Consider the following 22,479-nt stretch of genomic DNA (forward strand, 5'->3'; position numbering starts at 1 on the left):
ACCCCCACCAGCGTCTCCCCCTCGGTGTAGTCGACGATGAGGCCCACCGGCACCGCCCGCATGAAGCGCGACGCGTAGCGCTGCGCCATGAGGTGCAGCGTGGACGTCTGCTGATGCAGGAAGCCCACGCGCGCCTGGAGCAAGTCCAGGAGGTGGCGCCACAGCCGCTCGTGCTCGGAGCGGTCCATGGCGGTGCGGCGGCTGGACAGGGCCAGGGAGAGCCCCGAGTCCAGGGAGTCCCGCCCCGGCTTGCACCACAGCCCCGTGTGCCAGAGGAGCGTGCCCCGGGCGTCGAACTCTCCCAGGCTGAGCAGCGCGCCGGCCCTCCAGAGCCGCGAGGCCCCTCCAGGCTCATGGAGGAAGCGGTAGGAGTAGCTTCCGGCGTAGCGCGCGTGGAGCAGCTCGCGCAGCGCGGGCTCATCCGGCTCCGCCAGCCAGCGGGTGTGCTCGCTGGGCTGGGCGGCGCGAAGGCCGTCAAAAGGGGGGGCGGCGCGTTCCCGGCACATGGAGCGTTAGCAGTGCACCAACGGGGCCAGCCGTGAAGCCCCCCCTTCTTCCGATCGGGTGTGCAGCCCGCTACACAAGGCTGAGTGCCCGGCTGCACAGGCGGCAAGGAGCGTACGCCCCCCCGCGGAACGGCGCTCTCCAGGACCGCGATTCCTGAGACGATGCCGTACCTCGTCAACCCGTTCGCACGGAGACCGCATGTACACGCTGTACTATTCGCCGGGGGCCGCCAGCATGTTGGTGCACTGGGTACTGATCGAGTTCGGCCAGCCGCACTCCCTGGAACGCGTCGACACCAGCGCCGGACAGCAGAAGCGCCCCGAGTACCTGGCGCTCAACCCGAACGGCGTCGTGCCGACCCTGCTGATTGACGGCAAGCCGCACTTCGAGGCCGCGGCCCTGGTGACGTACCTCGCGGACCGCCATCCGGAGGCGAGCCTGGCTCCCGCGCCGGGAAGCGCGGCGCGCATGGCCTACTACCAGTGGATGTTCCACCTGGCGAACATGGTGCAGCCGCTGTTCCGGCAGTGGTGGTACCCCCACGAGCCCGCGGGGGAGGCTCACGCCGAAGCCGTGCGCGCCACCGTCGCGGGCCGCATCGATCGCGCGTGGCAGGTGCTGGATGCGCACCTCGCGGCGAACGGCCCCTTCCTGTTGGGGAAGACGCTCAGCGTCGCGGACTTCTACCTCGTCATGCTGATGCGCTGGTCCCGCAACATGCCGAAGCCCGCCACGGCGTGGCCGCACCTGGCCGCGGTCGCCACCCAGTTGAAGGCGCGGCCTTCGTTCGCGACCCTGTACCAGCGCGAGGGGCTGACGGAGTGGGCCTGAGCAGTGAAGCTGCTTCACGGAGAGGACCGCAATGACATTACTCAGGCTGATGGACTTGCTCGCCGGAGATGTCCTCTCCGTGGATTTGGATGCGGCGAGCCGCATCTCCATCGCGGAGTTTGGGAACCTGGACTCATCCAAGGCCCGGAGGTAATCCCGGCCGAAGGGTCCATACTCCAGCCCATCGACCAGGTGTTGCGGCAGATCTTGCGTGACCTCCTCACAACATGAGCCCGCCGCGAGCGCCATCGCGGCCACGGTATCTACGTCCCCGCTGAATGAAACGCACCGCCTGACCTCCTCGGTCGAGAATAAAACGCCTATCGGCCCGGCACGCATCGCCGCGCCACTCTTGTCACTGCGGCCGTGGATGCGTCGCAGAAAGTCCGGACCGTCGTCAGGGCGAGTCCTCGTGTGAGACGGAGCCCGGCTGCACAGGCGGCAAGCACCTGCCCGGCGCACAGGCCTCCGTTCCCATTTCCCCAAGAATGGAAATCCCCGCATACCATGCCCTGCGCGGTACCCATCCAGGAGACATCACACGATGCGCAAGGCAATCATCGCGGGGCTGATGGCGGCAGGGATGCTGGCGGGCTGTGGGGGCACGTCCGACGGAGAGGTGTACATGTCGTGCGCCAACGGCACCACGTGTGCGGGCACGGCGGCCACGTGCGAGGCTCAGTGCGCCTCGGCCAGCGGGGACTCGAAGCAGGCCTCCTGGATCACCATGTATTGCTGCGACGGCAGCGAATGCCGCAGCCCCACCGGACCTTCCGTTTGCATCAATTACTGCGCGTCCCGCGACGGCATCTGCTGACGCCGGGTTGAAACCTTTCGTTTCGCCAATGCGGCCCGCCCTGGGTGTTCAGGGCGGGCCGCTGTGCTTCATCCACCGAGCATCGAGCTGGAAGCTCAGAGGATCGACATGGAGTCCGACATGGTGTTGAACGGCGAGTTGATGGACGTGCTCTGGTAGTAGAACGACCCGCTCTGGTTCCCGGACACGTCGTAGTAGCGCAGGAAGCCGATGATGGTCTGGCCCGGCGAGCACGGCGTCACCGCGTTGCCAAAGCCGTCGTCACAGATGCTGTCGTTGGCGTAGTTGGCGGAGCCCGACAGCACGCTGCCGGCCATCGTGACGTAGCGCGAGGTGCCATAGCCGAACTCCAGCACGGCCACGAGCATCACGGCGCCACCGTGATCGTACGTCGTGCTGAACGCCGACGAGGACACGTACTCCCAGCCCACGTTGCTGGAGCCGACCGCGTACACCTGCACGTAGCTCAGCGCGGGAGCGGGCCCCAGCGTCGTCACGCGACCCGCCTCCGGAACGCGGCCCAGGCGCTGGCTGCTGACATCCAGCGTCTCCCCGCGGAGCGTGGACTCAACGTAACGGCGCGCCGGCTCCGCGGGCGTGAAGTCAGCGGCGGAAGCGGTCATCGCGACGGTGGACAAGGCAACGGCAAGCATCTTGGCGTGCATGGTCATTCTCCAGGCTGAGATGGGATTCGAGCACGCGGAGTGCGTGTCCAGAGCAACATAGAGAGAACACAACACACACTCAATACTTGAATTGAAACCATGAAAAATGCGGTCGTCTGAGACTTCGCCGGGTGCGGGGAAACCCGGGTGATTGTCTTCGCGCGCTTTCGCCCTGGGTCATCCTGAGCTCGCGTGAGACAAGGCCCCATGCCTGACTGGAAGCGGCTGCAGAAGCTCAACGATGGGGAGCCCATCTGGTACTCGGATCCCCAGCTCGACACGAAGGACGAGGTCTGGCTCTACAACCAGGGCGGTGCCCTGCGCGTCTGGAGCGAGGGCACGCTCGACAAGGGAGACCCGAACGTCTTCAAGGGGCTCGGGCCCGTCGAGCGGCGGCACACCCTGTACCGGCTCGGCAGCCTGCTGCACGTCGATGTCGAGGTGCGTGGCGCGCAGTCGCTCGTCTGCCGCGGGACGCTGAACGGCGCGCACCTCGTCTCCCGCATCGAGACCTCCCGCGTCGAAGCCCTGCTGTCGCGCTACCGCAAGCTGGGCTTCAAGGACGGCGCGCCGTGGAACGCGACGAAGAAGCGGGTGACACGCCGCCAGTACCACCTGGCCCCGGACAGGTATTGGGAGGTCCTCGTGGACGGCGAGCACGTCTGGCGCGCACCTCTCCCCAAGCGCGCATCGGCCGCTGGAGGACAGCGAAGCCGGGCAAGCTCGTCGAGGCCACCGGCAACGCGGACCTGGAGGCCCTGTTCGTCTTCCACGGCGGCTGGCACACCTTCAAGTCCTTCGCCTTCGACTCCCGCGTGGTGTCCACCACGGGCGAACGGGCCATCATCCCCTTCGACGAGAGCATGCAGAAACCGCCCAGGCCCATGAAGCGCGAGCGCGTGCAGCCCTTCGGCCTGTGGCTCCACAAGCGCGCCAGCCAGCTGGTCCGCACCGCGGAGGGGAAGCTGCGCGAGCTGCTGTAACCGAGCATCTGGTTATGGTGAGCGTGCTCGACTGCGACGCTCCGTCCGCGAAGACGTCCGCGGGCAAGGGGTGCCCATGGCCGCCTTCCAGGCCTGCCCCGGAAGTCGGCACCTTGAAGTCAGGGCAGGAATCATCGACATTGGCGGGCTTAGCGTGCTCCCGGGCCTGCCCGGGGCCTGCGCATCCACCTTCGCGAGAACTCCATGCTCGACCGCCCGATGTACCTGAAGCCCGATGTCGCCATCGAGCCGCTGTTCAACCAGTGGTACGTCTGGTGGTACCTCATCTCCCCCGCCACCGCGCCGCTGTTCGTCTCCCGCCTGCACCTGAAGCTGATGCAGTCGTTCGTGGCGAACCCGGACGTGCACGTGGCCGCGCTGCAGAACCCGGCGCTCATGGGCGGCCCCTTCATCAACCACCCCGTGTCCCGCGTGAACGAGGTGAAGGCGCTGCTCGACCGCACGACCCGCGAGCAGGCGGACATGCTGGCCTACACCAAGGCCGTGTCGGACCTGGAGCAGCTGCTCGCCAGCTCCAAGGGTGAGTCGCTGGAGCCGCTCTACGCCAAGGTGCCGGACATGCTCCGGGGCTACGTGGAGCTGCACTACGACCTCGCGCACCGCGCGAACGCCCGCATCATGGAGCCGCTGCTCTACCGCAGCAGCCTCTACAAGGAATCGTCGCAGAGCATCTCGCTGATGCGCGTGGCCGGTGACGCGCGCAAGTACGTCTTCAGCACGCCGCGCCTGGAGGGGGACTCGCCCCTGTGGCTGCAGGTGCCCTACCGTCACGAGGGCATCGACGCGCTCTTCCGCATGCGCCACACGCCGGGCAGCCCCGGCCAGGTGGCGGAGATGCTGGGCGTGCCCTCCTCCGCCGCGGACGCGTTCGCGGACCTCTTCACGGAAGCCGCCCCGCGCAAGCCCGAGCCCTACACCGGCCCCGGCGTGCGCGTGCGCTACTTCGGCCACGCGTGCGTGCTGATGGAGACGCGCGAGGTGTCCGTCCTCACCGACCCCGTCATCAGCTACGAGTTCCCGACGACGCAGACGCGCTTCACCCACGCGGACCTGCCGGAGAAGATCGACTACGTGCTCATTACGCACGGCCACGCGGACCACCTGATGATGGAGACGCTGCTGCAGCTGCGTCACCGCATCGGGACCATCGTGGTGCCGCGCGCGAACGCGTACTCGCTGGCGGACCCCTCGCTGCGCCTGGTGCTGGAGAAGACCGGCTTCAAGAACGTCGTGGAGATCGACGACCTGCAGGAGATTCCCATCCCCGGCGGTTCGCTGACGGGCATCCCCTTCATCGGCGAGCACAGCGACCTGGCGGTGCAGGCGAAGACGGCGCACCTGGTGCGGCTGGCGGGCCGCTCGCTGCTGATGGCCGCGGACTCCAACGCGCTGGAGCCGCGCATGTACCAGCACCTGTCGCAGCTGGTGGGCCCGCTGGACGCGCTCTACCTGGGCATGGAGTGCGAGGGCGGCCCGATGAGCTGGATGTACGGCCCGCTGCTCACCCAGCCCCTGCCGCGCAAGATGGACCAGTCGCGGCGGCTCAACGGCTCCGACAGCGCCCGCGCCACGGAGATTTTGAACCACCTCAACCCGAAGGAAGTCTTCATCTACGCCATGGGACAGGAGCCCTGGCTGCGGCACGTCATGGTGCTCCAGTACGACGAGACCGCGCCCCAGATGATCGAATCGAACAAGTTCATCGAGGTCTGCAAGGGCCGGAGCATCCCCGCCGCCCGGCCGTTCCTGACCCTGGAGCGCATCTTGGAGTGAGCGCGGAGTGAGCGCGGCCCTCCCGCGGCTTCCGTGCCCCGCCAACGCGGGCTACGGAAGCACGCGGGGCTGCTTGGGCCAGAAGATGTGGAACGTCGCGCCCGCGCCTGGCTCGGAGTCGATGGCCACGCGCCCGCCCCGGGTGTCGACGATCTTCTTCACCACCGAGAGCCCGATGCCGGTGCCCTCGACCTTGTCGCGGCTCTCCAGCGTCTGGAAGATGCCCCAGACGCGCTCGTGGTAGCGCGGGTCGATGCCGGGCCCGTTGTCCTTCACGGTGAAGTCGTGGAACGCGCCCGCGTCCGCGCAGTTGATTTCAATGCGCACGTCCGGCCGCCCCGCGTGCTTGAGGGCGTTGCTCATCAGGTTCAGGAAGACCTGCTGGAGCGGCGCGCGCTCCGCCTGGAGCGTGGGCATCCCCTGGGCGATGACGATGCTCGCCTCCGGGGGCGGCGAGAGCAGGTCCCGGCTCTCCGCGAGGAGCGTGCCGACGTTCACCGTCTCCACCTTCTCGCGGATCCGGCTGACGCGCGAATAGCTGAGGATGCCGTTGATCAACGCCTCCAGCCGGTGCACGCGTCCGCGCAGCAGGCGCATCTGGTTGCGCGTCTCCCCGTCCATCTTGTCCGCGAGCGATTCCTCGATCCACTCCGACAAGCTCGCGATGCCGCGCAGCGGGGCCTTCAAGTCGTGTGACGCGACGTAGGCGAACTGATCGAGGTCCTGGTTGGTCACCGCCAGCTCCTGCGTGAGCCGCTCCGCGCGCTGGCGGGCCCGGACCTGCTCGCTCACCTCGAAGGCGATGACGGCGATGCCCTCCACCCCCCGGGAGGCGTCGTAGATGGGCTGGTAGATGAAGTTGAAGAAGCAGTCCTCCATCCGGCCCTTGCGCATGAGCGGCACCTGGAGCGCATCCCCGAAGTACGGCTCGCCCGTGCCGTACACCTGGTCCAGCAGCGGCACGACGATGTCCTTCAGCTCGGGCAGCGCTTCCCTCAGCGGCCTGCCCACGACGTCGCGGCCCCCGATGAGCTCCAGGTAGCGCGGATTGGCGAACTCGTAGACGTGGTCGCTCCCGCGCAGGACGCAGATGCCCGCGGGGGCCTGCATGAAGAGCGACTCCAGCCGGGAGCGCTGCCGCTCGGCCTCGGCGAGCGCCGCCTGCTCCCGGGCCATCGCCAGGGCCCGCTCGTCCTCCACCCGCTTGCGCTCGACGCCCACGGCGATGGAGTTGGAGACGGAGGCCATCAGCCGCAGCGTGTCCGCATCCAGCACGTTCCGGGAGAACAGCGCCATCACGCCCGCCAGCTCCCCACCCACGACGAGCGGGTAGCCGGCGAAGGACCGCAAGCCCTCGCGGGCCGCCCAGCCCTTGTCGCCCACGCGCTCGTCGTTCAGCACGTCGTTGGTGAGGTGCGGCTGACGCGTCTGGGCGATGGCGCCAATCTTGAGCGCCCCCATGGGCACCTGGCTGTGCGCGCCGTCCAGGTGGGTGTACATCCCGGCGCTCGCCTGGAGCACCAGGACGTCTCGCGCCGGGTCGAGCACCCAGATGCGCGCGAACGCCGCGTCCACGTGCTTCACGATGGCTTCACAGCATTGCCGCAGCTGCTCACCCAGCGGCTCCGCGCGGGTCAGCGCCGCGCCGACGTCCGCGCCCAGCTGCGCGCGGCGGGTGGCGAGGCGGGCCTCCTCGTGGACCCGCGCGTTGGAGACCGCCGTCGCGACGTGCCCGGCCGCCAGGTCGAAGAAGTCCTGGTACGCCGCGTCCAGCGCGCGGCGCGGGCTGACGCCCATCACGAGGAAGCCCTGGAGCGCGCTCTCACCGGACCGGAACAGCGGGTGCACGACCGCCTCGCGGGACGGCTCGGGCCAGGCCCCCCCCGGCCAGGGCGTGGCGTGCCCGGCGCAGGCCACGTGGACGGGCCGCCGCGTGCGGGCGGCCTCCGCGAAGGGCCACGGGCCCTCGTCCTCCACGAGGAGGCGCTGGGGGCTCACCGGTCCCCCGGCCTCGAGCCCCAGCGCGGCCTCCAGGTGGGCTTCCTTCTCGTCGGGTGCGAGCAGGTACAGCAGCGCGAACGACACGTCCTCGCGGCCCGTGGCGAGCGTCCGCAGGGAGTGCTCGCTGGCCTCGTGGACGGAGGCCATGGGCGCCGCGGCCGTCTGCGCGCCCAGGTTGCGCAAGAGCCGCAGCCGGCGCTCGCTCAAGAGGCGCGAGGTCGTCTCCGCGCAGGCGCAGAAGATGCCGCCGACGCTACCGTCCTCGCTCCAGAGCGGCGCGTAGGAGAAGGTGAAGTAGGTCTCCTCCAGGTAGCCGTTGCGCATCAGCATCAGCGGGAAGTCTTCCGACCACGTCGCCTTGCCCGTGTCGCGCACGCTGTCGAGCATGGGCCCGATGACGTCCCAGATCTCCCCCCAGCACTCCCGGCCGGGGCGCCCCAGGAACTGCGGGTGCTTCGTCGCCCCGAGGATGGGCCGGTACGCGTCGTTGTAGAGGCGCGCGTATTCGGGTCCCCACCAGATTTCGATGGGGTGCCTGGAGGCCAGGCACACACTGACCGCGGTGCGCAGGGTCTGGGGCCACTGCTCCACCGGACCGACCGGGGAGCTGGCCCAGTCAAACTCGCGCATGCGCGCCGCCATCTCCCCCTCCCCGGCGAGGAAGGGGGGGCTGGAAGCGGCCATCATGGGCGCGGAGCGTTCGCCATGCTTCATGGATTCCTCACGCCTTGGGCCAGGTGAAGCGGAAGGCCGCGCCCCCGCCCGGCACGGAGTCCACCCAGGCCTTGCCGCCACGGGTCTCGACGATCTTCCGCACCACGGACAGCCCGATGCCGGTGCCCTCGACCTTGTCGCGGCTCTCCAGCGTCTGGAAGATGCCCCAGATGCGCTCGTGGAACTCCGGCGCGATGCCCGGGCCGTTGTCGGCGACGGAGAACTCGTACTGCTCTCCCACGTCCTTCCACGTCACCTGGATGCGCGGATCCGGCCGGTGCAGGCGGGTGAACTTGAGGCCGTTGCCAATGAGGTTCAGGAACACCTGCTGCAGCTTCACGCGCTCGGCGCTCACCGTGGGGGCGCCCGGCGGCAGCACCACCTGCACCTCGGGCGGCGGGGCCAGCAGCTCCACCACCTCCCGGAGCAGGACGCCCGTGTCCACGGGGCCCTGTTCGCTCACCTTGCCCGCGCGGGAATAGGTGAGGATGCCGTCGATGAGGGCTTCCATGCGGTGCACGCGGCCGTGCAGCCGCGTGATGAACTCCTGGGCCTGGACGGTGAGGTTCGTGCCCAGCTCCTCCTTGAGCCACTCCGCCAGGTTGGCGATGCCGCGCAGCGGCGCCTTGAGGTCGTGGGAGGCCACGTAGGCGAACTGATCCAGCTCGCGGTTGGACTGCTCCAGCGCCTGGGTGAGCCGCACCAGCTCCCGCGTCCGCTCCTCCGCCTGATGGCGGGCGCGCACCATGTCGGTGACCTCCACCGCATGGGTCATGACGCCGAAGGTCCCCCCGTCCTCGTCGATGAGCGGCTGGTAGACGAAGTTGAAGTACGCGTCGTCCACCCGGCCGAAGCGCGCGACCCGCACGGGCACCTCGTTCCCGACGAAGGGCTGCTTCGTGGCGTACACCTGGTCGTAGAGCTCGAAGAGGCCCTGGCCCGCCAGGTCCGGGAAGGCGTCCGGGATGGTCTTCCCCACCAGGGGGCGGTCGCCCGTCATCTGCGCGTAGCCCGGATTGGCGACCTGGATGACGTGCTGGGGCCCGCGGGCCACCATGATGGAGGCGGGCGCCTGCATGAAGACCTGGGTCAGCCGGTTGCGCTCCAGCTCCAGCTGCTGCTCCAGGCGGTGCTGCTGGGTGATGTCGCGCACGGTGAGCACCACGCCCAGATGGACGCGGGTGTCGGTGTACACCGGGACGGCGCTGCCCTGGACACGCTGCTTGTGGCCATCCGGCGTGCAGATGATCCACACCTCGTTGAGGACGCGCTCCCCCCGCCCCGCCCGTACCGCGGGCAGCTCGTCGGCGGAGAGCGGCGTGCCGTCCACCCGCTCCTGCCGGAAGCCCTGGGTGGCAATGGGCTCGCCGATGCGCAGTCCCGGGTAGAGGGTCCGGGCCATTTCATTGATGAAGCTGACGCGGCCCGCGGGGTCGAACGTGATCACCGCGTCCGCGATGTGGCCCAGCATGGCGGCGCGCTCGGCGGCGAGCGCCTCGATGCTCCTGCGGGCCAGCACCTGCTCCGTGGTCTCCACCGCGTGCGCCATGATGCCGAACACGGTGCCGTTCGTGTCCTTGAGCGGCTGGTAGACGAAGTCGACGTAGACGTCCTCCACGACGCCGGTGCCCTTGCGATCCAACCGGACCAGCGCGTCGTGCGCGATGTACGGCTGGCCGGTGGCCCTCACGTTGTCCAGCAGCTGCAGGAAGCCCTGGTCCGCGATCTCGGGCAGGGCCTCGCGCAGGGGCTTGCCGACCAGCTCCCGGTTGCCCGTCAGCTGCTGGTACAGCGGGTTGGACACGGTGAAGCGGTGCTCGGGCCCCTCCAGCACGGCGATGATGGCCGGGGCCTGCATGAAGACTTCATACAGGCGCTCGCGCTCCGCACGCGCCTCCGCCAGGGCGCGGTCACGCTCCTTGCGCGCCTGGACCTCCCGGGTGACGTCGAAGATGGAGACGAAGACGCCGCCCACGGCGCCCGTCTCGTCGCGGACCGGGCTGTAGCAGAGCGTGAGGTAGAACTCCTCCGGGTACCCGTGCGGCGCGAGCGGGTACATCCGCTCCTCGAACGTGACCGTCTCCCCGTTGAGGACGCGCGGGTAGATGGTCTCGTTGATGTGCCACACCTCCGGCCAGCACTCCTTGTTGCCCTGCCCCAGGCCCGCGGGGTGCTTGCTGCCCATGAGCAGGCGGTAGCCGTCGTTGTAGAACTGGTAGAGCTCCGGCCCCCACAGGACGATGAGCGGGAACTGCGAGCCCAGCACCATGCTCACCGCGGTCTTGAGGCTCTGGGGCCAGCCCTCCACGGGCCCCATGGGGTGCGTGCTCCAGTCCTTCGCGCGGCACAGCGCGCCCAGCTCTCCACCGTCCGCGAAGACCCGGGCCGCCGCGTCGGTTCCTGGCTTCCACTGCACGGTCATTTCAGGGCATCTCCACGAGGGTCCAGTACTTGTTGAGCGTTGCCATGACCTCCACGAAGTTGATGAACGTGACGGGCTTGAGCAGGTAGCCGGCGACGTTCAGGTTGTACGCGTCGATCTTGTCCCGCTCGTCCGCGGACGTGGTGAGCACCACCACGGAGACAGTGCGCAGCTCCGGATCCGCGCGCAGGACGCGCAGGAACTCAAGGCCGTTCATCTTGGGCAGGTTGAGGTCCAGCAGCACCAGCCGGCGCCCCTCGGGCACCTTCCCGTTGCGCAGCATCTCCAGGCCTTCCAGGCCGTTGGTGGCGACGTAGAGCGGGTTGGCGATGTGGTTCTTCTGGAAGGCGCGGCGGACGTTCATCACGTCCACCTCGTCGTCTTCAATCAACAGGATGTGCAGCGTTCTGTCACCGGAGGTGGCGGCGGTCATCGGAGCCTTTCGAGCCTGCACGGCGTCGCGACCCAGGAAGAGTCCGAGCGCGCTGGCATCTAGCGTTCGCTTCCGTGCGGATATCAGGCACCTTCGGGCGATTGTCTGCTTTACGACGCCACCCTTCGCCCGCCTGCTCGGGAGGGCGGCTGGAGAGTGTCATCTATCCTCCACTCCGCGCCCATGGATTGAGGGCCCTCTCGCGGGGACGGTATGGCAAAGGACCCGTTGTGCCGTGCGGTCCCCCTCCCATGGATGACTCCCAGAAGACAAAGGATGAACTCCTCGCCGAGGTCCAGGGCCTGCGCAGGGCCCTGCGCCAGAACAGCGCCGACCTGGAGCAGTTCACCTACGTGGCCAGCCACGACCTCCGGGCCCCGCTGCGCGGCATCGCCAACCTGTCCCAGTGGCTGGAGGAGGACCTGGGACCGCGGCTGTCCGAGGGCTCGCGCAGGCAGCTGGAGCTTTTGCGCGGACGCGTGCAGCGGATGGAGGCCATGCTCGATGGCCTGCTGGACTACAGCCGCGCGGACCGCGCGCGCCACAAGTCCGAGCCCGTGCCGGTAGACCGGTTGATCCACGAGACGCTGGAGCGGCTGTCCCCCGGGCCTCCGGCGCGGCTGGAGGTGGGGCCCGGGATGCCGGTGCTCGTCACGGAGCGCGCCGCGCTCCAGCAGGTCTTCCAGCACCTGCTCTCCAACGCCCTGAAACACGCGGGCCGCGAGGACGTGCGGATCCGCGTGGAGGTGGAGCCCACCGCGGGTTTCCATCACTTCCGTGTCGCGGATGACGGCCCGGGGATTGCTCCGCGCTTCCACGAGAAGATCTGGAACCCGTTCCAGACGCTCGTCTCGCGCGACAAGGTCGAGGGCGCCGGCATGGGCCTGTGCGTCGTCAAGAAGCTCGTGGAGGGACGCGGCGGCCGGGTCTGGGTCGAGTCCGCCGAAGGCGCGGGCGCCACCTTCCACTTCACCTGGCCCGGGTCCGAGGAACGCATCTCGTGAGTGTCACCCCTGCTTCCCCTCTCCCCGTGGCCGAACACCTCCGGTTGCTGCTCGTCGATGACGACGAGGTCGACCGGCTCATGGTCCAGCGCCTGCTGGGCACGACCGGGCTCGCGGTGGACGTGGTGGAGGCCACCAGCGGAAGCGAGGCCCTGGAGCACCTGAAGGCGGGGTCCTTCGACGTCATCCTCCTGGACTTCTTCCTGCCGGGAGAGGACGGGTTCTGGGTACTGCGCGAGCTGGGCAGCCGGGGCTCGCGCTCCCCCATCATCGTCCTCACCGGCCAGGGCAGCGAAGAGACGGCCGTCGAGCTGATGAAGGCGGGCGCGTCCGACTACATCGCCAAGAGCCGGTTGTCCGCGGAGCAGCTGGAGCAGAGCCTGCGCCAGGCCATGCGCCTGCACCTGGCGGAGCAGCGGCACCGGGCGCTCGCGGAGGCCCTGCCGCAGATTGTCTGGACCGCGGGCCCGGACGGGCGCCCGGACTACTTCAACCGGCGCTGGTACGACTACACCGGCCTGCCCCCGGTGTCCTCGACGGAGGAGCGCGGGAGCGCGGCGCCCCTGCTCCCCCGGGACGTCATGCACGCCGACGACGTGGTGGGCTGCCTGGTCCGGTGGAATGACAGCCGTCAGGCGGGGGAGCCCTTCGAGTGCGAGGGCCGCATCCGGCGCCACGTGGACGGCACCTGGCGCTGGCACCTCATCCAGGCACTGCCGCTGCGCAACGCGCACGGCCGCATCCTCCAGTGGCTGGGCACCTGCACGGACATCGATGATCAGAAGCGCGCGGCGGAGACGCTGAGCTTCCTGGCGGAGGCGAGCACCATGCTCACCGCCTCGCTGGAGATGTCCGTCACGCTGGAGCGGCTGTCCGCGCTGCTCCTCCCCCGGCTGGGCGACTGGTGCGCCGTCTACATCCAGGACGATGACGGGCCGGTGCGCCAGGTGATGGCCGCCCACGCGGACCCTTCGCGGGTGCCGCTCCTGCCCGCGCAGCACCGCGACTTCACTCCGTCCGCCACCGCCCGCCACGGCGTCGAGCGGGTGCTGCGCACGGGCGTGCCGGAGCTCCTGCCCGAGCTCACCGACGCGGTCCTCCACGAGACGCTGGGCCCGGGGGTCGACGAGCGGATCCGTCCGGGGTCGTGGATCATCGTGCCCCTGTGGGCGCAGCGGCGCGTCTTCGGCGCGCTGATGGTGTGCGCCTCCCGGACGGGCCGCCGCTACGGCGCGAGGGATCTGGAGCTGGTGCAGGAGCTGGCGCGGCGGGCGGAGATCGCCATCGACAACGCCCGGCTGTTCGAGATGGCCAAGGCCGAGCACGTGGTCGCCGAGCAGGCCAACCGCGCCAAGGACGAGTTCCTGGCCGCGGTCTCCCACGAGCTGCGCACCCCGCTGATGGCGATGCTGGGCTGGACGCGGATGCTGCGCACGGGGCAGCTGGGCCCGGAGAAGACGGCCCGGGCCCTGGAGGCGGTGGAGCGCAACACGCAGGTGCAGACGCAGCTCATCGAGGACCTGCTCGACGTGTCGCGGATCATCACCGGCAAGATGCGGCTGGAGATCCGCCCGGTGAACCCCGCCGCGTTCATCGAGGCGGCGCTGGACTCCGTGCGGCACGCGGCCGAGGCGAAGGGCGTCACGCTCAGCGCCGAGCTGCCCCCGGGCACGGGCTCCATCCACGGCGACGCGGACCGGCTGCAGCAGATGGTCTGGAACCTGCTCTCCAACGCCATCAAGTTCACGCCCCGGGGCGGCCAGGTGACCGTGCGCCTGCGGTGGGTGGAGGGCCACGTCCGCATCGAGGTCCAGGACACCGGCCAGGGCATCCCCCGGGCCTACCTGGGGCAGATCTTCGAGCGCTTCTGGCAGGTGGACGGAAGCTCCACCCGGAAGCACGGCGGCCTGGGGTTGGGGCTGGCCATCGTGCGGCACCTCACGGAGCTGCACGGAGGCACCATCGATGCCACGAGCGAGGGCGAGGGACGGGGCGCCCTCTTCCGGTTGACGCTGCCGCTGGCGGCCGCGGTGTCGTCGCGGGGAAGCGCGCCGCTCCTCCAGTCCCAGGCGCGCCTGGAATCCCCCTCGCTGCTGCCGGAAGTGCTGAAGGGGCTGCAGGTGCTGGTGGTGGACGACGAGCCCGACGCGCTCGAGCTGCTCGCCGTGGTGCTGGAGAACCGCGGGGCGCAGGTCTTCACGGCGTCCAGCGCCCGTGAAGGGCTGGAGAAGCACCACGTCCACCGCCCCCAGGTCATCGTCTCCGACATCGGAATGCCGGGAGAGGACGGCTATTCCTTCATCCGCAAGCTGCGCGCCCTGCCGCCAGAGCAGGGAGGCCAGACGCCGGCCATCGCGCTCACCGCCTTCGCGCGGATGGAGGACCGCACCCGGGCGCTGCTCGCGGGCTTCCAGATGCACGTGCCCAAGCCCATCGAGCCCGCGGAGCTGATCATCGTCCTGGCCTCGCTCACCGGGCGGCACCCGCTGGTGGATCCGCCGCTCCAGGCCGTGCGCTAGCGTCAGTGCTTGCGGCGCTGGAGCCGGCGCAGGCCCGTGAGCAGCGCTTCGCCGTCCGGCGTGCCCAGGCCCGTGCACGCGTTCCACAGGTGCGTGTCGCTGGCGAAGTAGGCGCCGTTGCCGCCCTGGGTGATGCGCCGGACGACGGGCTGTCCCTCGGTGACGAGCGCGTACAGCCGGGGGTGGAGGAAGCCCACGCGCCCGCCCAGCGCTTCGTTGAGACGGACGATGAGCCCGGCCCACATGGGCGCGGCGGCGCTGGTGCCCGCGGCCACGCCCTGCTGACCCCTGAAGACGATTTGATAGCCGGTGTGCAGGTCCGCGTTCGCCGCGACGTCCGGCACGCCGCGGCCGGTGCTCCGGGCGACGTTGAACACGCCGTTCTTCCACGACGACTTCACCAGGTCCGGCACGCCGAAGCCCTGCTGATACAGCGGCAGCGCGTTCATGGTGCTGACGCCGCCGCTGCTCGCGCCCGCGGCCGTGGCGCTGGGGCCCATGGACATCGCCTCGCTCAGGCGGTTCCACACGCGCTCATGGTGGAGCTCCTCCCCCACCGCCTCCAGCGTCGTGCCGCCGCAGCCCAGCACCAGCGCGCTCGCGGCGGGATAGCTCGTCGCGGCCAGGGTGATGGCGCCCGTGGGTGAGTGGGCATTCACCGGAACCTGCGAGCCCAGGTCTCCAGACGCGGCGCACACGGTGATGCCCAGCAGCGCCGCTTCGATGAAGAGCCGCTCGAAGGCCAGCTCCTCGCCCTGCTGGATGAGCGACCCTTCGTAGAACGACCAGCTGGTGGTCAGCACCGACGGCAGGTTCTCCCGGTCGCTGATGGCCTCCGCCAGGACGTGGTGGTAGTCGCGCAGCGAGTAGTCCTTGGAGCCCGCGTTGTAGACGACGACGCGCGCGGCAGGACACACGGAGGCCACCAGCTCCACGTCCATGGTGACCTCCGCGTCGGAGGCGGTGTTGAGCCGCCTCGGCTTGTTCGGCCCCACGTTCACCACCGGCGCGGTGCGCTCCACGCCCACGGACTCCAGGTACGCATCCAGGTCCGCCTGCTTGTAGCCGCCCGCCAGTTCGATGATGCCCACGCACTGGCCCTCGCCCTGGTTGCGCGGGTAGCGGTAGAGGCTGGCCACCTGGGGCGCCGTGTAGGAGCGAAGCCCCGCCTGCCGGGCCATGTCGCGCGAGATGGGCAGGGCCGCCGCGTTGTGCGTGACGAGCGGCCGCGTGTCCAGACCGAGCACCCACTCCGCCACGCCCTCCAGCGCGCGCGGCAGGGTCACCGGCTTCGTGTGGGTGAGATAGGACGTGCGCCCGTGCGTGAAGCGGCGCAGGTCCACGCCGAAGGCCTTGCGCATCGCCGCCGTCGTCCCCTTCAGGACGACGTAGGCGCGGTCGCTCCGCTCACAGGTGAGGGTGAGGCCGTTCGCCTTCGCGAAGCGCCGCACGATGGCCAGGTGCTTGGGGTTCGTGCCGTACTTCGCCTCGAACTCATCGTGGGTGAGCGGGCGGCGCGGGGGATTGGCGCACAGCTCCGCCACCGTGGGCAGCGGCATGCCGTGGCGCAGGAGCAGGGTCACCTCCACGGTGCCGGTGGCGGCGCGGCTCCGGAGCGGAGGGTGGATGGACGCCGGGGAGACACGCGCGCTCTGCGTCAGGGGAATGCGGGCCATGCGCGGCTTTCTATCACGCGGAGTCCGGGCCCGGTCGTATCCACGGGCGCGAGGCCCGGTTAGGCTCGCCCGCCTGCCCATGGACCGAGTCCTCCGCATCAAGCCCCACCTGCGCGCCGAGGTGCTCGACGCGCGGCGCGTGTTCCTCGTTGGAGAGCGCGCCCAGTTCCTGCTGGAGGGCGAGCTGCACGCGAGCATCGTGCCCCTGCTGGATGGCGAGCGCACCGTGGCGAACGTCATCGCCGCGCTTGCCGGGCGAGCCTCCGCGCCGGAGGTGCTCTACGCGCTGTCGCTCCTGGAGGAGCGCGGACACGTGGAGGAAGCACACGACGTCTTCGACGCCAGCGTCGCGGGTTTCTGGGAGTCGCTGGGCGTGGGCGCGGCCATCGCGGCCGGGCGCCTGTTGGACGTGTCCGTCGCCGTGCGCGCCGTGGACGGAGAAGACGGCGAGGGGCTGTCGGAGGCGCTGCGCGACACCGGCCTGGACGTGCGCGAGGACGCCGACCGCCACGTGCTGCTGGTGGACGACTACCTGTCGCAGGACGCGCTCGCGCTGGCCCGTGAATCACTGAGCGCGGGCGTCCCGTTCCTCCCGCTGAAGGTGTCCGGCACCGCGTGCCACGCGGGCCCGGTGGTGGGCACCGGCGAGCGCGCGTGCTGGACGTGCCTCACGTCGCGGCTGTTGGACAACCGCCCCATCGAGAAGTACCTCGCGCGCAGGGGCACCCCACCGCGCGCCGTCCGCCCGCCGCGCACGGGCCTGCCCACCACCGCGAAGGCGGGACTGTCCCTCGCGGCGACGCTCGTGGCCCGCTGGGTGGTGGACCGGGCGGACAGCGAGGGGAAGACGCGCCTTTGGACGCTGGACTTCGCCACCTGCAAGCTGGAGTCGCACGTGGTGGCGCGGCGGCCGCAATGCCCGGACTGCGGTGACCCGCGCTGGATGGAGTCGCGCGCGACAAAGCCCCTGGAGCTGGCCTCGCGCCCCAAGCGCTTCACCGACGACGGCGGCCATCGCATCCTCACTCCCGAGCAGACCTGGGAGCGCCACCGCCACCTCATCAGCCCGGTGACAGGCGTGGTGAGCGACCTGCGCGCGGTGCCCGGCGACGCGCCGCTGGGCCACATCCAGTCCGCCGTCTTCCGCGTGTGCCCGTGGACGGACGCGCCGGCCTCCGACGACTTCCACCGCGTGGCCAGCGGCAAGGGCCGCACGGAGGCCCAGGCCCGCGCGGGCGCGCTGTGCGAGGCCCTGGAGCGCTACAGCGCGGTGTTCCAGGGCGACGAGCCCCGCGTCCACGCCACGGCGTCCCAGCTGGGCGCGCGGGCCATTTCCCCGGACGCGCTCCAGCACTTCAGCGCCGCGCAGTTCCAGGCCCGGACCGAAGGCGAAGGCCGCCGCGACATGCGCACCGCGGTGCCCCGGCCGTACGCGGATCAACCCATGGACTGGAGCCCCGCGTGGTCGCTCACGCACGGGGTGCACCGGTACGTGCCCACGGCGTTCGCGTACCTCTTCGCGCCCACGCCGGTGCCGGGAGACGGGCCGTTCTGCTTCTTCAACTCCAACGGCAACGCGGCGGGCAACTGCGTGGAGGAGGCCATCCTCCAGGGCTTCCTGGAGCTGGTGGAGCGCGATGCGGTGGCGCTCTGGTGGTACAACCGCCTGCGCCGTCCGCGCGTGGACCTGCGCTCCTTCGACGAGCCGTGGTTCACGTCCTCGGAGGCGCACTATCAAGCCCTCGGCCTCCAGCTGTCGGTGTTGGACCTCACGCACGACCTGGGCATCCCGGTGTTCGCGGCCCTCGCGTGGTCGCCGGAGCGCGGGCGGGCCTGGGCCGGGTGCGGCAGCCACTTCGATCCGAAGCTCGCCGTGCAGCGCGCGCTCACGGAGCTGGCCCAGTGCTACGACCCGAAGGACACGGCCCCGTCGCCCTGGGACGCCCGCGCGCATGAAGACGTCTCCTGGCTCTTCCCCGACGACGGCGTCCCCGCGCGCGTCCGCGCCGGCTTCCCGCGCGTGTGGCACGAGGACCTGCGGGACGACGTGCGCGAGTGCGTGGCCCGGGCCGCGAGCGTGGGCCTGGAGACGCTGGTGCTGGAGCAATCACGGCCCGACGTGGGCGTATCCGCGGTGAAGGTCATCGTCCCGGGGCTGCGGCACTTCTGGCCCCGGCTGGGTCCGGGCCGGCTGTATGACGTCCCCGTGCGCATGGGGTGGCTGAAGGCCCCGAAGACCGAAGCGCAGCTCAACCCCGTGCCCTTCTACTTCTGAGTGATGGCCCCGTCCCCCGAAGAGCGGCCCCGCATCCTCCTGGTCCAGTGCGGCCCTGACCGGCGCCACGTGGACCGCGAGACGGAGGACTTCGACGCCGAGCGCGGCCTGGTGAAGCGCGCGACGATGACGCCGCTGGCCTGCGCGACGCTCGCGGCGCTCACGCCGGCGGACTTCCAGGTGGACATCTGGGACGAGGAGCTGCACGGCCAGCTGCGCGCGGACACGGAGCTGGGGGACTACGACATCGTCGGCGTGTCGGTGATGTACTCCGCCCTCACCTACCAGGCGCGCTTCCTGGGAGGACTCTTCCGGGACCGGGGCGCCACCGTGGTCGCGGGCGGCCCCGCCGTCTCCGCCGCGCCGGAGGACTACCGCGGCTTCTTCGACGCGCTCTTCGTCAACGAGGCGGAGCGCACCTGGCCGCGCTTCCTCCAGGACTGGCTCGGCGGTGAGTACGCGCCGGAGTACCGGCAGCTGGAGAAGCCGTCGCTGGGCGAAAGCCCCCTGCCCCGCTGGGACGCCGTCGCGAAGGACTTCCCGCGCTACGCGTGGGGCTCCGTGCAGACCACGCGCGGCTGTCCGTTCGACTGCTCGTTCTGCGACGTCATCTACCTGTACGGCCGCAAGCAGCGGCACAAGCCGGTGGAGCGCGTGCTGGAGGAGGTGCGCACGCACGCGGCGCTCGGCGCGGAGGGCGTCTTCTTCGCGGACGACGAGTTCATCGGCGACGCGGCATACGCGAAGGAGGTGCTCGCGGGACTGGTGCCGCTCAACCGCGCCCTGCCCCGCCCGCTGCGCTTCTTCACCCAGGTGACGATGAACCTGAGCCGCGACGCCGCGCTGTTGGAAGGCATGGCGGACGCGAACTTCTACACCGTCGTCCTGGGCATCGAGTCCTTCGACGCGGGCGCGCTCAAGGAAGCGCAGAAGCACCAGAACGTGCGCGCGGACCTCGTGGGTGACCTGCTGCGCATCCAGGCGCACGGCATCGGGCCCCGGGGCAGCTTCATCGTCGGGTTCGACCAGGACACGCCCGCGGTGTTCGACTCGCTGCACGCGAACATCCAGCGCACGCACCTGCCCTGGGTGGTGGTGGCGCCGCTGCAAGCTCCGCGCGGCACGAAGCTGTGGACGCGGCTGCGCGCGGAAGGACGGCTCGCCACGCCCCGGAAGACACACGCGAAGGACCGGGGCGCCATCGTGCTCAACGTGATGCCGCTGGGCATGACGCGGCCCCAGCTGCTCGAAGGCTTCCGCGACCTGGTGGAGCGGCTGTCCACCTGGGACGCCGCCTGCGAGCGCATCCGGGGCTTCATCGCCGGCATCCAGCGCCCGCCCCAGGTGCGCGAGCCCCACTGGCCGGAGGCCGTCACCGACCGCTTCCTGCGTGAGGCCACCACCGCCTGGGCGCTGACGCCCCCGGAGCGGCAGGCCGTGGGAGACACGCTCGCGGAGGTGCGCCGCACCGCCCCGGCGATGCTGCCGCGCGCGGTGTTCTTCCTCGCGCGCAACCAGAACGAGCGCCGCCGCCACGAGCGCCTCTTCACGGACTTCGACGCGGTGCTGGCCACCGAGCGCCAGGGCGACCTGGTGCCGGACACGCAGCCCGTCTACGTGCCGCCGGGCTTCGCCACCGCGATGCGCGACGTGTTCCCGGACCTCTTCGTGCGCCTGAGCCGCGATCTGCCCGACCGCCGCGACGTGCCGGAGGCCTCACGCGACGTGCTGGTGGACTTCGTCGCGCGGTGGGGCGAAGGCTTCCAGGCGCTCCAGCCGCAGCACCACGAATTCCTGCGCGAGCTGTGCGACCGCGCGGTGGCGGCGCGAGGTGGCCAGCCGGGCACCCTGGAGGTCGAGGAAGAGCAGGCCCTGCGCACGCAGGCCCGCCGCACCGGCCTGCTGGAGGCGCTGCTCAAGGACGTGCGCGACGAACTGGCGAGTTGGGGACCCTGATGCGTGACGGCCTTCGCATCTTCGACGCGGACCGGCATGTCCTGGAGCCGCTGAGCCTCTGGGCGGAGCAGCTGGAGCCCGGCCTGCGCAAGCACGCGCCCCGCCCGGGACGCCTCCCGGACGAACCGCTGGAGGCGCGGCTGGAGCGCCTGGGCCCCCAGGGGCTGCTGCCCGTGCTGCCCCTGCCGGAGGTGGACGGCAAGCCGCTGTGGAACCACATGCCGGAGCGGGCCTGGGTGGAGTTCTCCGCGCGCTCCTACACGCAGCTGGGGCGCAACGAGCTGCTGCAGCGGCCGGACGTGTACCTGGCCCAGATGGACCGCGACGGCGTGGACATGGCGGCGCTCTTCCCCACGTACGCGCTGCTCCTGGAGGGCTTCTCCCCGCTGAAGCCCCGCGTCGCGACGGCGTACGCGTCCGTCTACAACACGTGGCTGCACGGCTTCTGCGCGCACCAGCCGGAGCGCCTGCGGGGCGTGGGGCTCATCAGCCGGCACGAACCGGAGGCCATGGTGCCGGAGGTCCGCCGCGTCGCGGGCTTCGGCTGGCGCGCCGTGATGGTGCGCCCCAACCCCATCAACGGCCGCCTCCTGTCGGACCCCGCCTACGAGCCCTTCTGGACCGAGTGCGAGAAGCTCTCACTCGCGGTGGTGCTCCACGGCAGCGGCCACGTCTACGTGCCGTCCGCGGGCGCGGACCGCTTCGACACCCGGTTCGCCAACCACGTCTGCGCCCACCCCATGGAGCTGATGATGGGGCTGCTGGCGCTCCTCCAGGGGGGCGTGCTGGAGCGGCACCCGGCCCTGCGCATTGGCGCCATGGAGGCCGGCTGCGGCTGGTTGCCGTATTGGGCGTGGCGCCTGGACGAGGAATATCGCGCTGTGGGTGCAGAGGTCTCCGCCACCATCCGACAGCTCCCTTCCTCCTACCTGCGCCAGCACTGCTTCGTTTCGATGGAGCCGGATGAGCCCTACCTGTCTGACGTGGTGCGACACCTCCCGGAGGACCGCCTCGTCTTTGGAAGCGACTTCCCGCATCTGGACCACGGAGAGGATGTGCTGGGTGCGATGCTGTCCTTGCGTGACGTGATGACCGAAAGTCGTCTACGAAAGGTTCTCTGGGAAAACCCGACTCGGTTCTACGGTGTGGAACCGTGAGGCCGCACGAATGAGATTGTCGCTCGCCGAAGGTGTGGCGCTGCGTTGCCCCGACGCGGAGGACGCGCGTGTGGAGGGCCCTGGCCGCTCGCTGCGGTTGGGCCCGCTGGCTCCCGGTGTGCGCGCTGTCTTCGAATCGCTCGCGGACGGAGGCATCCACGAGACGGAGGTGCCGGCCGCCGCGGGCTCGGACACGACGCTGGCCTGGTACTGGCTGGACCTGGCCGGGGACGGCGGCCTGCTGTCGTGGACGGTGGAGGAGCGGGGCAACCTGCTGCTCACGCTCACGCCCGCGTCCGCGTCCTTCCTGCGCCACCGCGCGACGTTCGACGCGTCCCAGCCGCTGCAGCTGTCGCGCTTCGCGCACACGCGCATGGCGGAGGGCCGCGCGGTGCTGGACTGCCCCACGGTGCACGCCACGGCGGCGCTGCATGACCGGCGCGTGGTGTCGCTGCTCTTCGACATGGCCCGCCCCACGCTGCTGGCGCGGCTCAACCAGTTCAACACCGGCATCGAGTCCTTCACGCTGCGCGAGCTGGTGCGCCTGCTGGCGGAGACGGGCATCCTGGTGCCCAACGGCCTGGACGTGCCGGCGTCGGAGGAGACACAGACGGCGCTCAAGCAGTGGGAGCCGCACGACCTGCTCTTCCACCTGCGCTCACGAGGCTGGGGCCACCAGACGCGCGCGGGCGCCACCTACCGCTTCCGGGGAGAACTGCCCAACC

Annotated in this window: 16 protein-coding genes; 9 read left to right on the forward strand and 7 right to left on the reverse strand. The window is 70.4% G+C overall.

Annotated features, from left to right (window positions below; all coding sequences use genetic code 11):
- Window positions 1-506, reverse strand: a 506-nt coding sequence (locus D7X55_RS13820) for a hypothetical protein (RefSeq protein ID WP_147470106.1), incomplete at its 3' end; no start/stop codon positions are given.
- A 199-nt stretch (window positions 507-705) separates the two neighbouring features.
- On the opposite strand from D7X55_RS13820, the gene D7X55_RS13825 reads away from it, so the two are divergent.
- A complete protein-coding gene (locus tag D7X55_RS13825) occupies window positions 706-1,338 on the forward strand; it encodes a glutathione S-transferase family protein (protein ID WP_120546459.1) in 633 nt (210 codons plus the stop codon).
- 537 nt (window positions 1,339-1,875) lie between these two features.
- Here D7X55_RS13825 and D7X55_RS45340 read toward each other — a convergent pair.
- Both D7X55_RS45340 and D7X55_RS13835 read right to left on the reverse strand, forming a co-directional pair.
- The gene (locus D7X55_RS45340) at window positions 1,876-1,998 is read right to left on the reverse strand and encodes a hypothetical protein (RefSeq protein ID WP_255425008.1); all 123 of its coding nucleotides are present in this window, start codon (window positions 1,996-1,998) and stop codon (window positions 1,876-1,878) included.
- Between the two features lie 252 nt (window positions 1,999-2,250).
- Window positions 2,251-2,820, reverse strand: coding sequence for a DUF4879 domain-containing protein (locus D7X55_RS13835; protein WP_158616127.1), 570 nt, complete (start codon window positions 2,818-2,820; stop codon window positions 2,251-2,253).
- Between the two features lie 572 nt (window positions 2,821-3,392).
- On the opposite strand from D7X55_RS13835, the gene D7X55_RS43340 reads away from it, so the two are divergent.
- Complete coding sequence (locus tag D7X55_RS43340) at window positions 3,393-3,803, forward strand: hypothetical protein (RefSeq protein ID WP_158616128.1); 411 nt, start codon at window positions 3,393-3,395, stop codon at window positions 3,801-3,803.
- A 204-nt stretch (window positions 3,804-4,007) separates the two neighbouring features.
- Window positions 4,008-5,597: an MBL fold metallo-hydrolase gene (locus D7X55_RS13845; protein WP_120546462.1), complete on the forward strand. Its 1,590-nt coding sequence runs from the start codon at window positions 4,008-4,010 to the stop codon at window positions 5,595-5,597.
- A gap of 51 nt (window positions 5,598-5,648) precedes the next feature.
- Here D7X55_RS13845 and D7X55_RS13850 read toward each other — a convergent pair whose 3' ends face one another.
- Genes D7X55_RS13850 through D7X55_RS13860 form a run of 3 tightly spaced genes read right to left on the reverse strand, consistent with a single transcriptional unit; the run spans window position 5,649 to window position 11,167 of the window.
- Window positions 5,649-8,312: a GAF domain-containing protein gene (locus D7X55_RS13850; RefSeq protein ID WP_199746958.1), complete on the reverse strand. Its 2,664-nt coding sequence runs from the start codon at window positions 8,310-8,312 to the stop codon at window positions 5,649-5,651.
- A gap of 7 nt (window positions 8,313-8,319) precedes the next feature.
- Window positions 8,320-10,734 (reverse strand): PAS domain-containing protein, encoded by a 2,415-nt coding sequence (locus D7X55_RS13855; protein WP_121723303.1) that lies wholly within the window; start codon window positions 10,732-10,734, stop codon window positions 8,320-8,322.
- 1 nt (window position 10,735) lies between these two features.
- The gene (locus D7X55_RS13860; RefSeq protein ID WP_120546465.1) at window positions 10,736-11,167 is read right to left on the reverse strand and encodes a response regulator; all 432 of its coding nucleotides are present in this window, start codon (window positions 11,165-11,167) and stop codon (window positions 10,736-10,738) included.
- A 251-nt stretch (window positions 11,168-11,418) separates the two neighbouring features.
- Here D7X55_RS13860 and D7X55_RS13865 point away from each other — a divergent pair, with 251 nt between their 5' ends.
- A complete protein-coding gene (locus tag D7X55_RS13865; protein ID WP_120546466.1) occupies window positions 11,419-12,171 on the forward strand; it encodes an ATP-binding protein in 753 nt (250 codons plus the stop codon).
- A 26-nt stretch (window positions 12,172-12,197) separates the two neighbouring features.
- Window positions 12,198-14,690 carry a response regulator gene (locus D7X55_RS13870; protein ID WP_147470107.1) on the forward strand — a complete coding sequence of 831 codons (2,493 nt, stop codon included), beginning with the start codon at window positions 12,198-12,200 and terminating at the stop codon, window positions 14,688-14,690.
- Window positions 14,691-14,692: 2 nt separating this feature from the next.
- Here the strand turns inward: D7X55_RS13870 and D7X55_RS13875 are convergent, their stop codons facing one another.
- Window positions 14,693-16,366, reverse strand: coding sequence for a protease pro-enzyme activation domain-containing protein (locus D7X55_RS13875; protein WP_158626370.1), 1,674 nt, complete (start codon window positions 16,364-16,366; stop codon window positions 14,693-14,695).
- A 79-nt stretch (window positions 16,367-16,445) separates the two neighbouring features.
- Between D7X55_RS13875 and D7X55_RS13880 the strand changes: the two genes are divergently transcribed.
- From D7X55_RS13880 to D7X55_RS13895, 4 genes are all read left to right on the forward strand, one after another.
- Window positions 16,446-18,641, forward strand: a complete 2,196-nt coding sequence (locus tag D7X55_RS13880; protein ID WP_120546486.1) for a TOMM precursor leader peptide-binding protein — start codon at window positions 16,446-16,448, stop codon at window positions 18,639-18,641.
- 3 nt (window positions 18,642-18,644) lie between these two features.
- The gene (locus D7X55_RS13885; RefSeq protein WP_147442616.1) at window positions 18,645-20,597 is read left to right on the forward strand and encodes a radical SAM protein; all 1,953 of its coding nucleotides are present in this window, start codon (window positions 18,645-18,647) and stop codon (window positions 20,595-20,597) included.
- Window positions 20,597-21,754 (forward strand): amidohydrolase family protein, encoded by a 1,158-nt coding sequence (locus D7X55_RS13890; protein ID WP_120546470.1) that lies wholly within the window; start codon window positions 20,597-20,599, stop codon window positions 21,752-21,754. The genes D7X55_RS13885 and D7X55_RS13890 overlap by 1 nt, the downstream gene beginning before the upstream one ends.
- A 10-nt stretch (window positions 21,755-21,764) precedes the next feature.
- A partial coding sequence (locus D7X55_RS13895) for a hypothetical protein (RefSeq protein ID WP_199746959.1) occupies window positions 21,765-22,479 on the forward strand: 715 nt, incomplete at its 3' end.

This window comes from Corallococcus sp. AB049A, from assembly GCF_003668885.1.
GTDB lineage: Bacteria > Myxococcota > Myxococcia > Myxococcales > Myxococcaceae > Corallococcus > Corallococcus interemptor.

Excerpts from the sequence above, each read along its gene's own strand:
- D7X55_RS13825 (WP_120546459.1), top strand. The coding sequence starts at position 706 with ATGTACACGCTGTACTATTCGCCGGGGGCCGCCAGCATGTTGGTGCAC.
- D7X55_RS13835 (WP_158616127.1), bottom strand. The coding sequence starts at position 2,820 with ATGCACGCCAAGATGCTTGCCGTTGCCTTGTCCACCGTCGCGATGACC.
- D7X55_RS13845 (WP_120546462.1), top strand. The coding sequence starts at position 4,008 with ATGCTCGACCGCCCGATGTACCTGAAGCCCGATGTCGCCATCGAGCCG.
- D7X55_RS13850 (WP_199746958.1), bottom strand. The coding sequence starts at position 8,312 with ATGAAGCATGGCGAACGCTCCGCGCCCATGATGGCCGCTTCCAGCCCC.
- D7X55_RS13855 (WP_121723303.1), bottom strand. The coding sequence starts at position 10,734 with ATGACCGTGCAGTGGAAGCCAGGAACCGACGCGGCGGCCCGGGTCTTC.
- D7X55_RS13860 (WP_120546465.1), bottom strand. The coding sequence starts at position 11,167 with ATGACCGCCGCCACCTCCGGTGACAGAACGCTGCACATCCTGTTGATT.
- D7X55_RS13865 (WP_120546466.1), top strand. The coding sequence starts at position 11,419 with ATGGATGACTCCCAGAAGACAAAGGATGAACTCCTCGCCGAGGTCCAG.
- D7X55_RS13875 (WP_158626370.1), bottom strand. The coding sequence starts at position 16,366 with ATGGCCCGCATTCCCCTGACGCAGAGCGCGCGTGTCTCCCCGGCGTCC.
- D7X55_RS13880 (WP_120546486.1), top strand. The coding sequence starts at position 16,446 with ATGGACCGAGTCCTCCGCATCAAGCCCCACCTGCGCGCCGAGGTGCTC.
- D7X55_RS13885 (WP_147442616.1), top strand. The coding sequence starts at position 18,645 with ATGGCCCCGTCCCCCGAAGAGCGGCCCCGCATCCTCCTGGTCCAGTGC.
- D7X55_RS13890 (WP_120546470.1), top strand. The coding sequence starts at position 20,597 with ATGCGTGACGGCCTTCGCATCTTCGACGCGGACCGGCATGTCCTGGAG.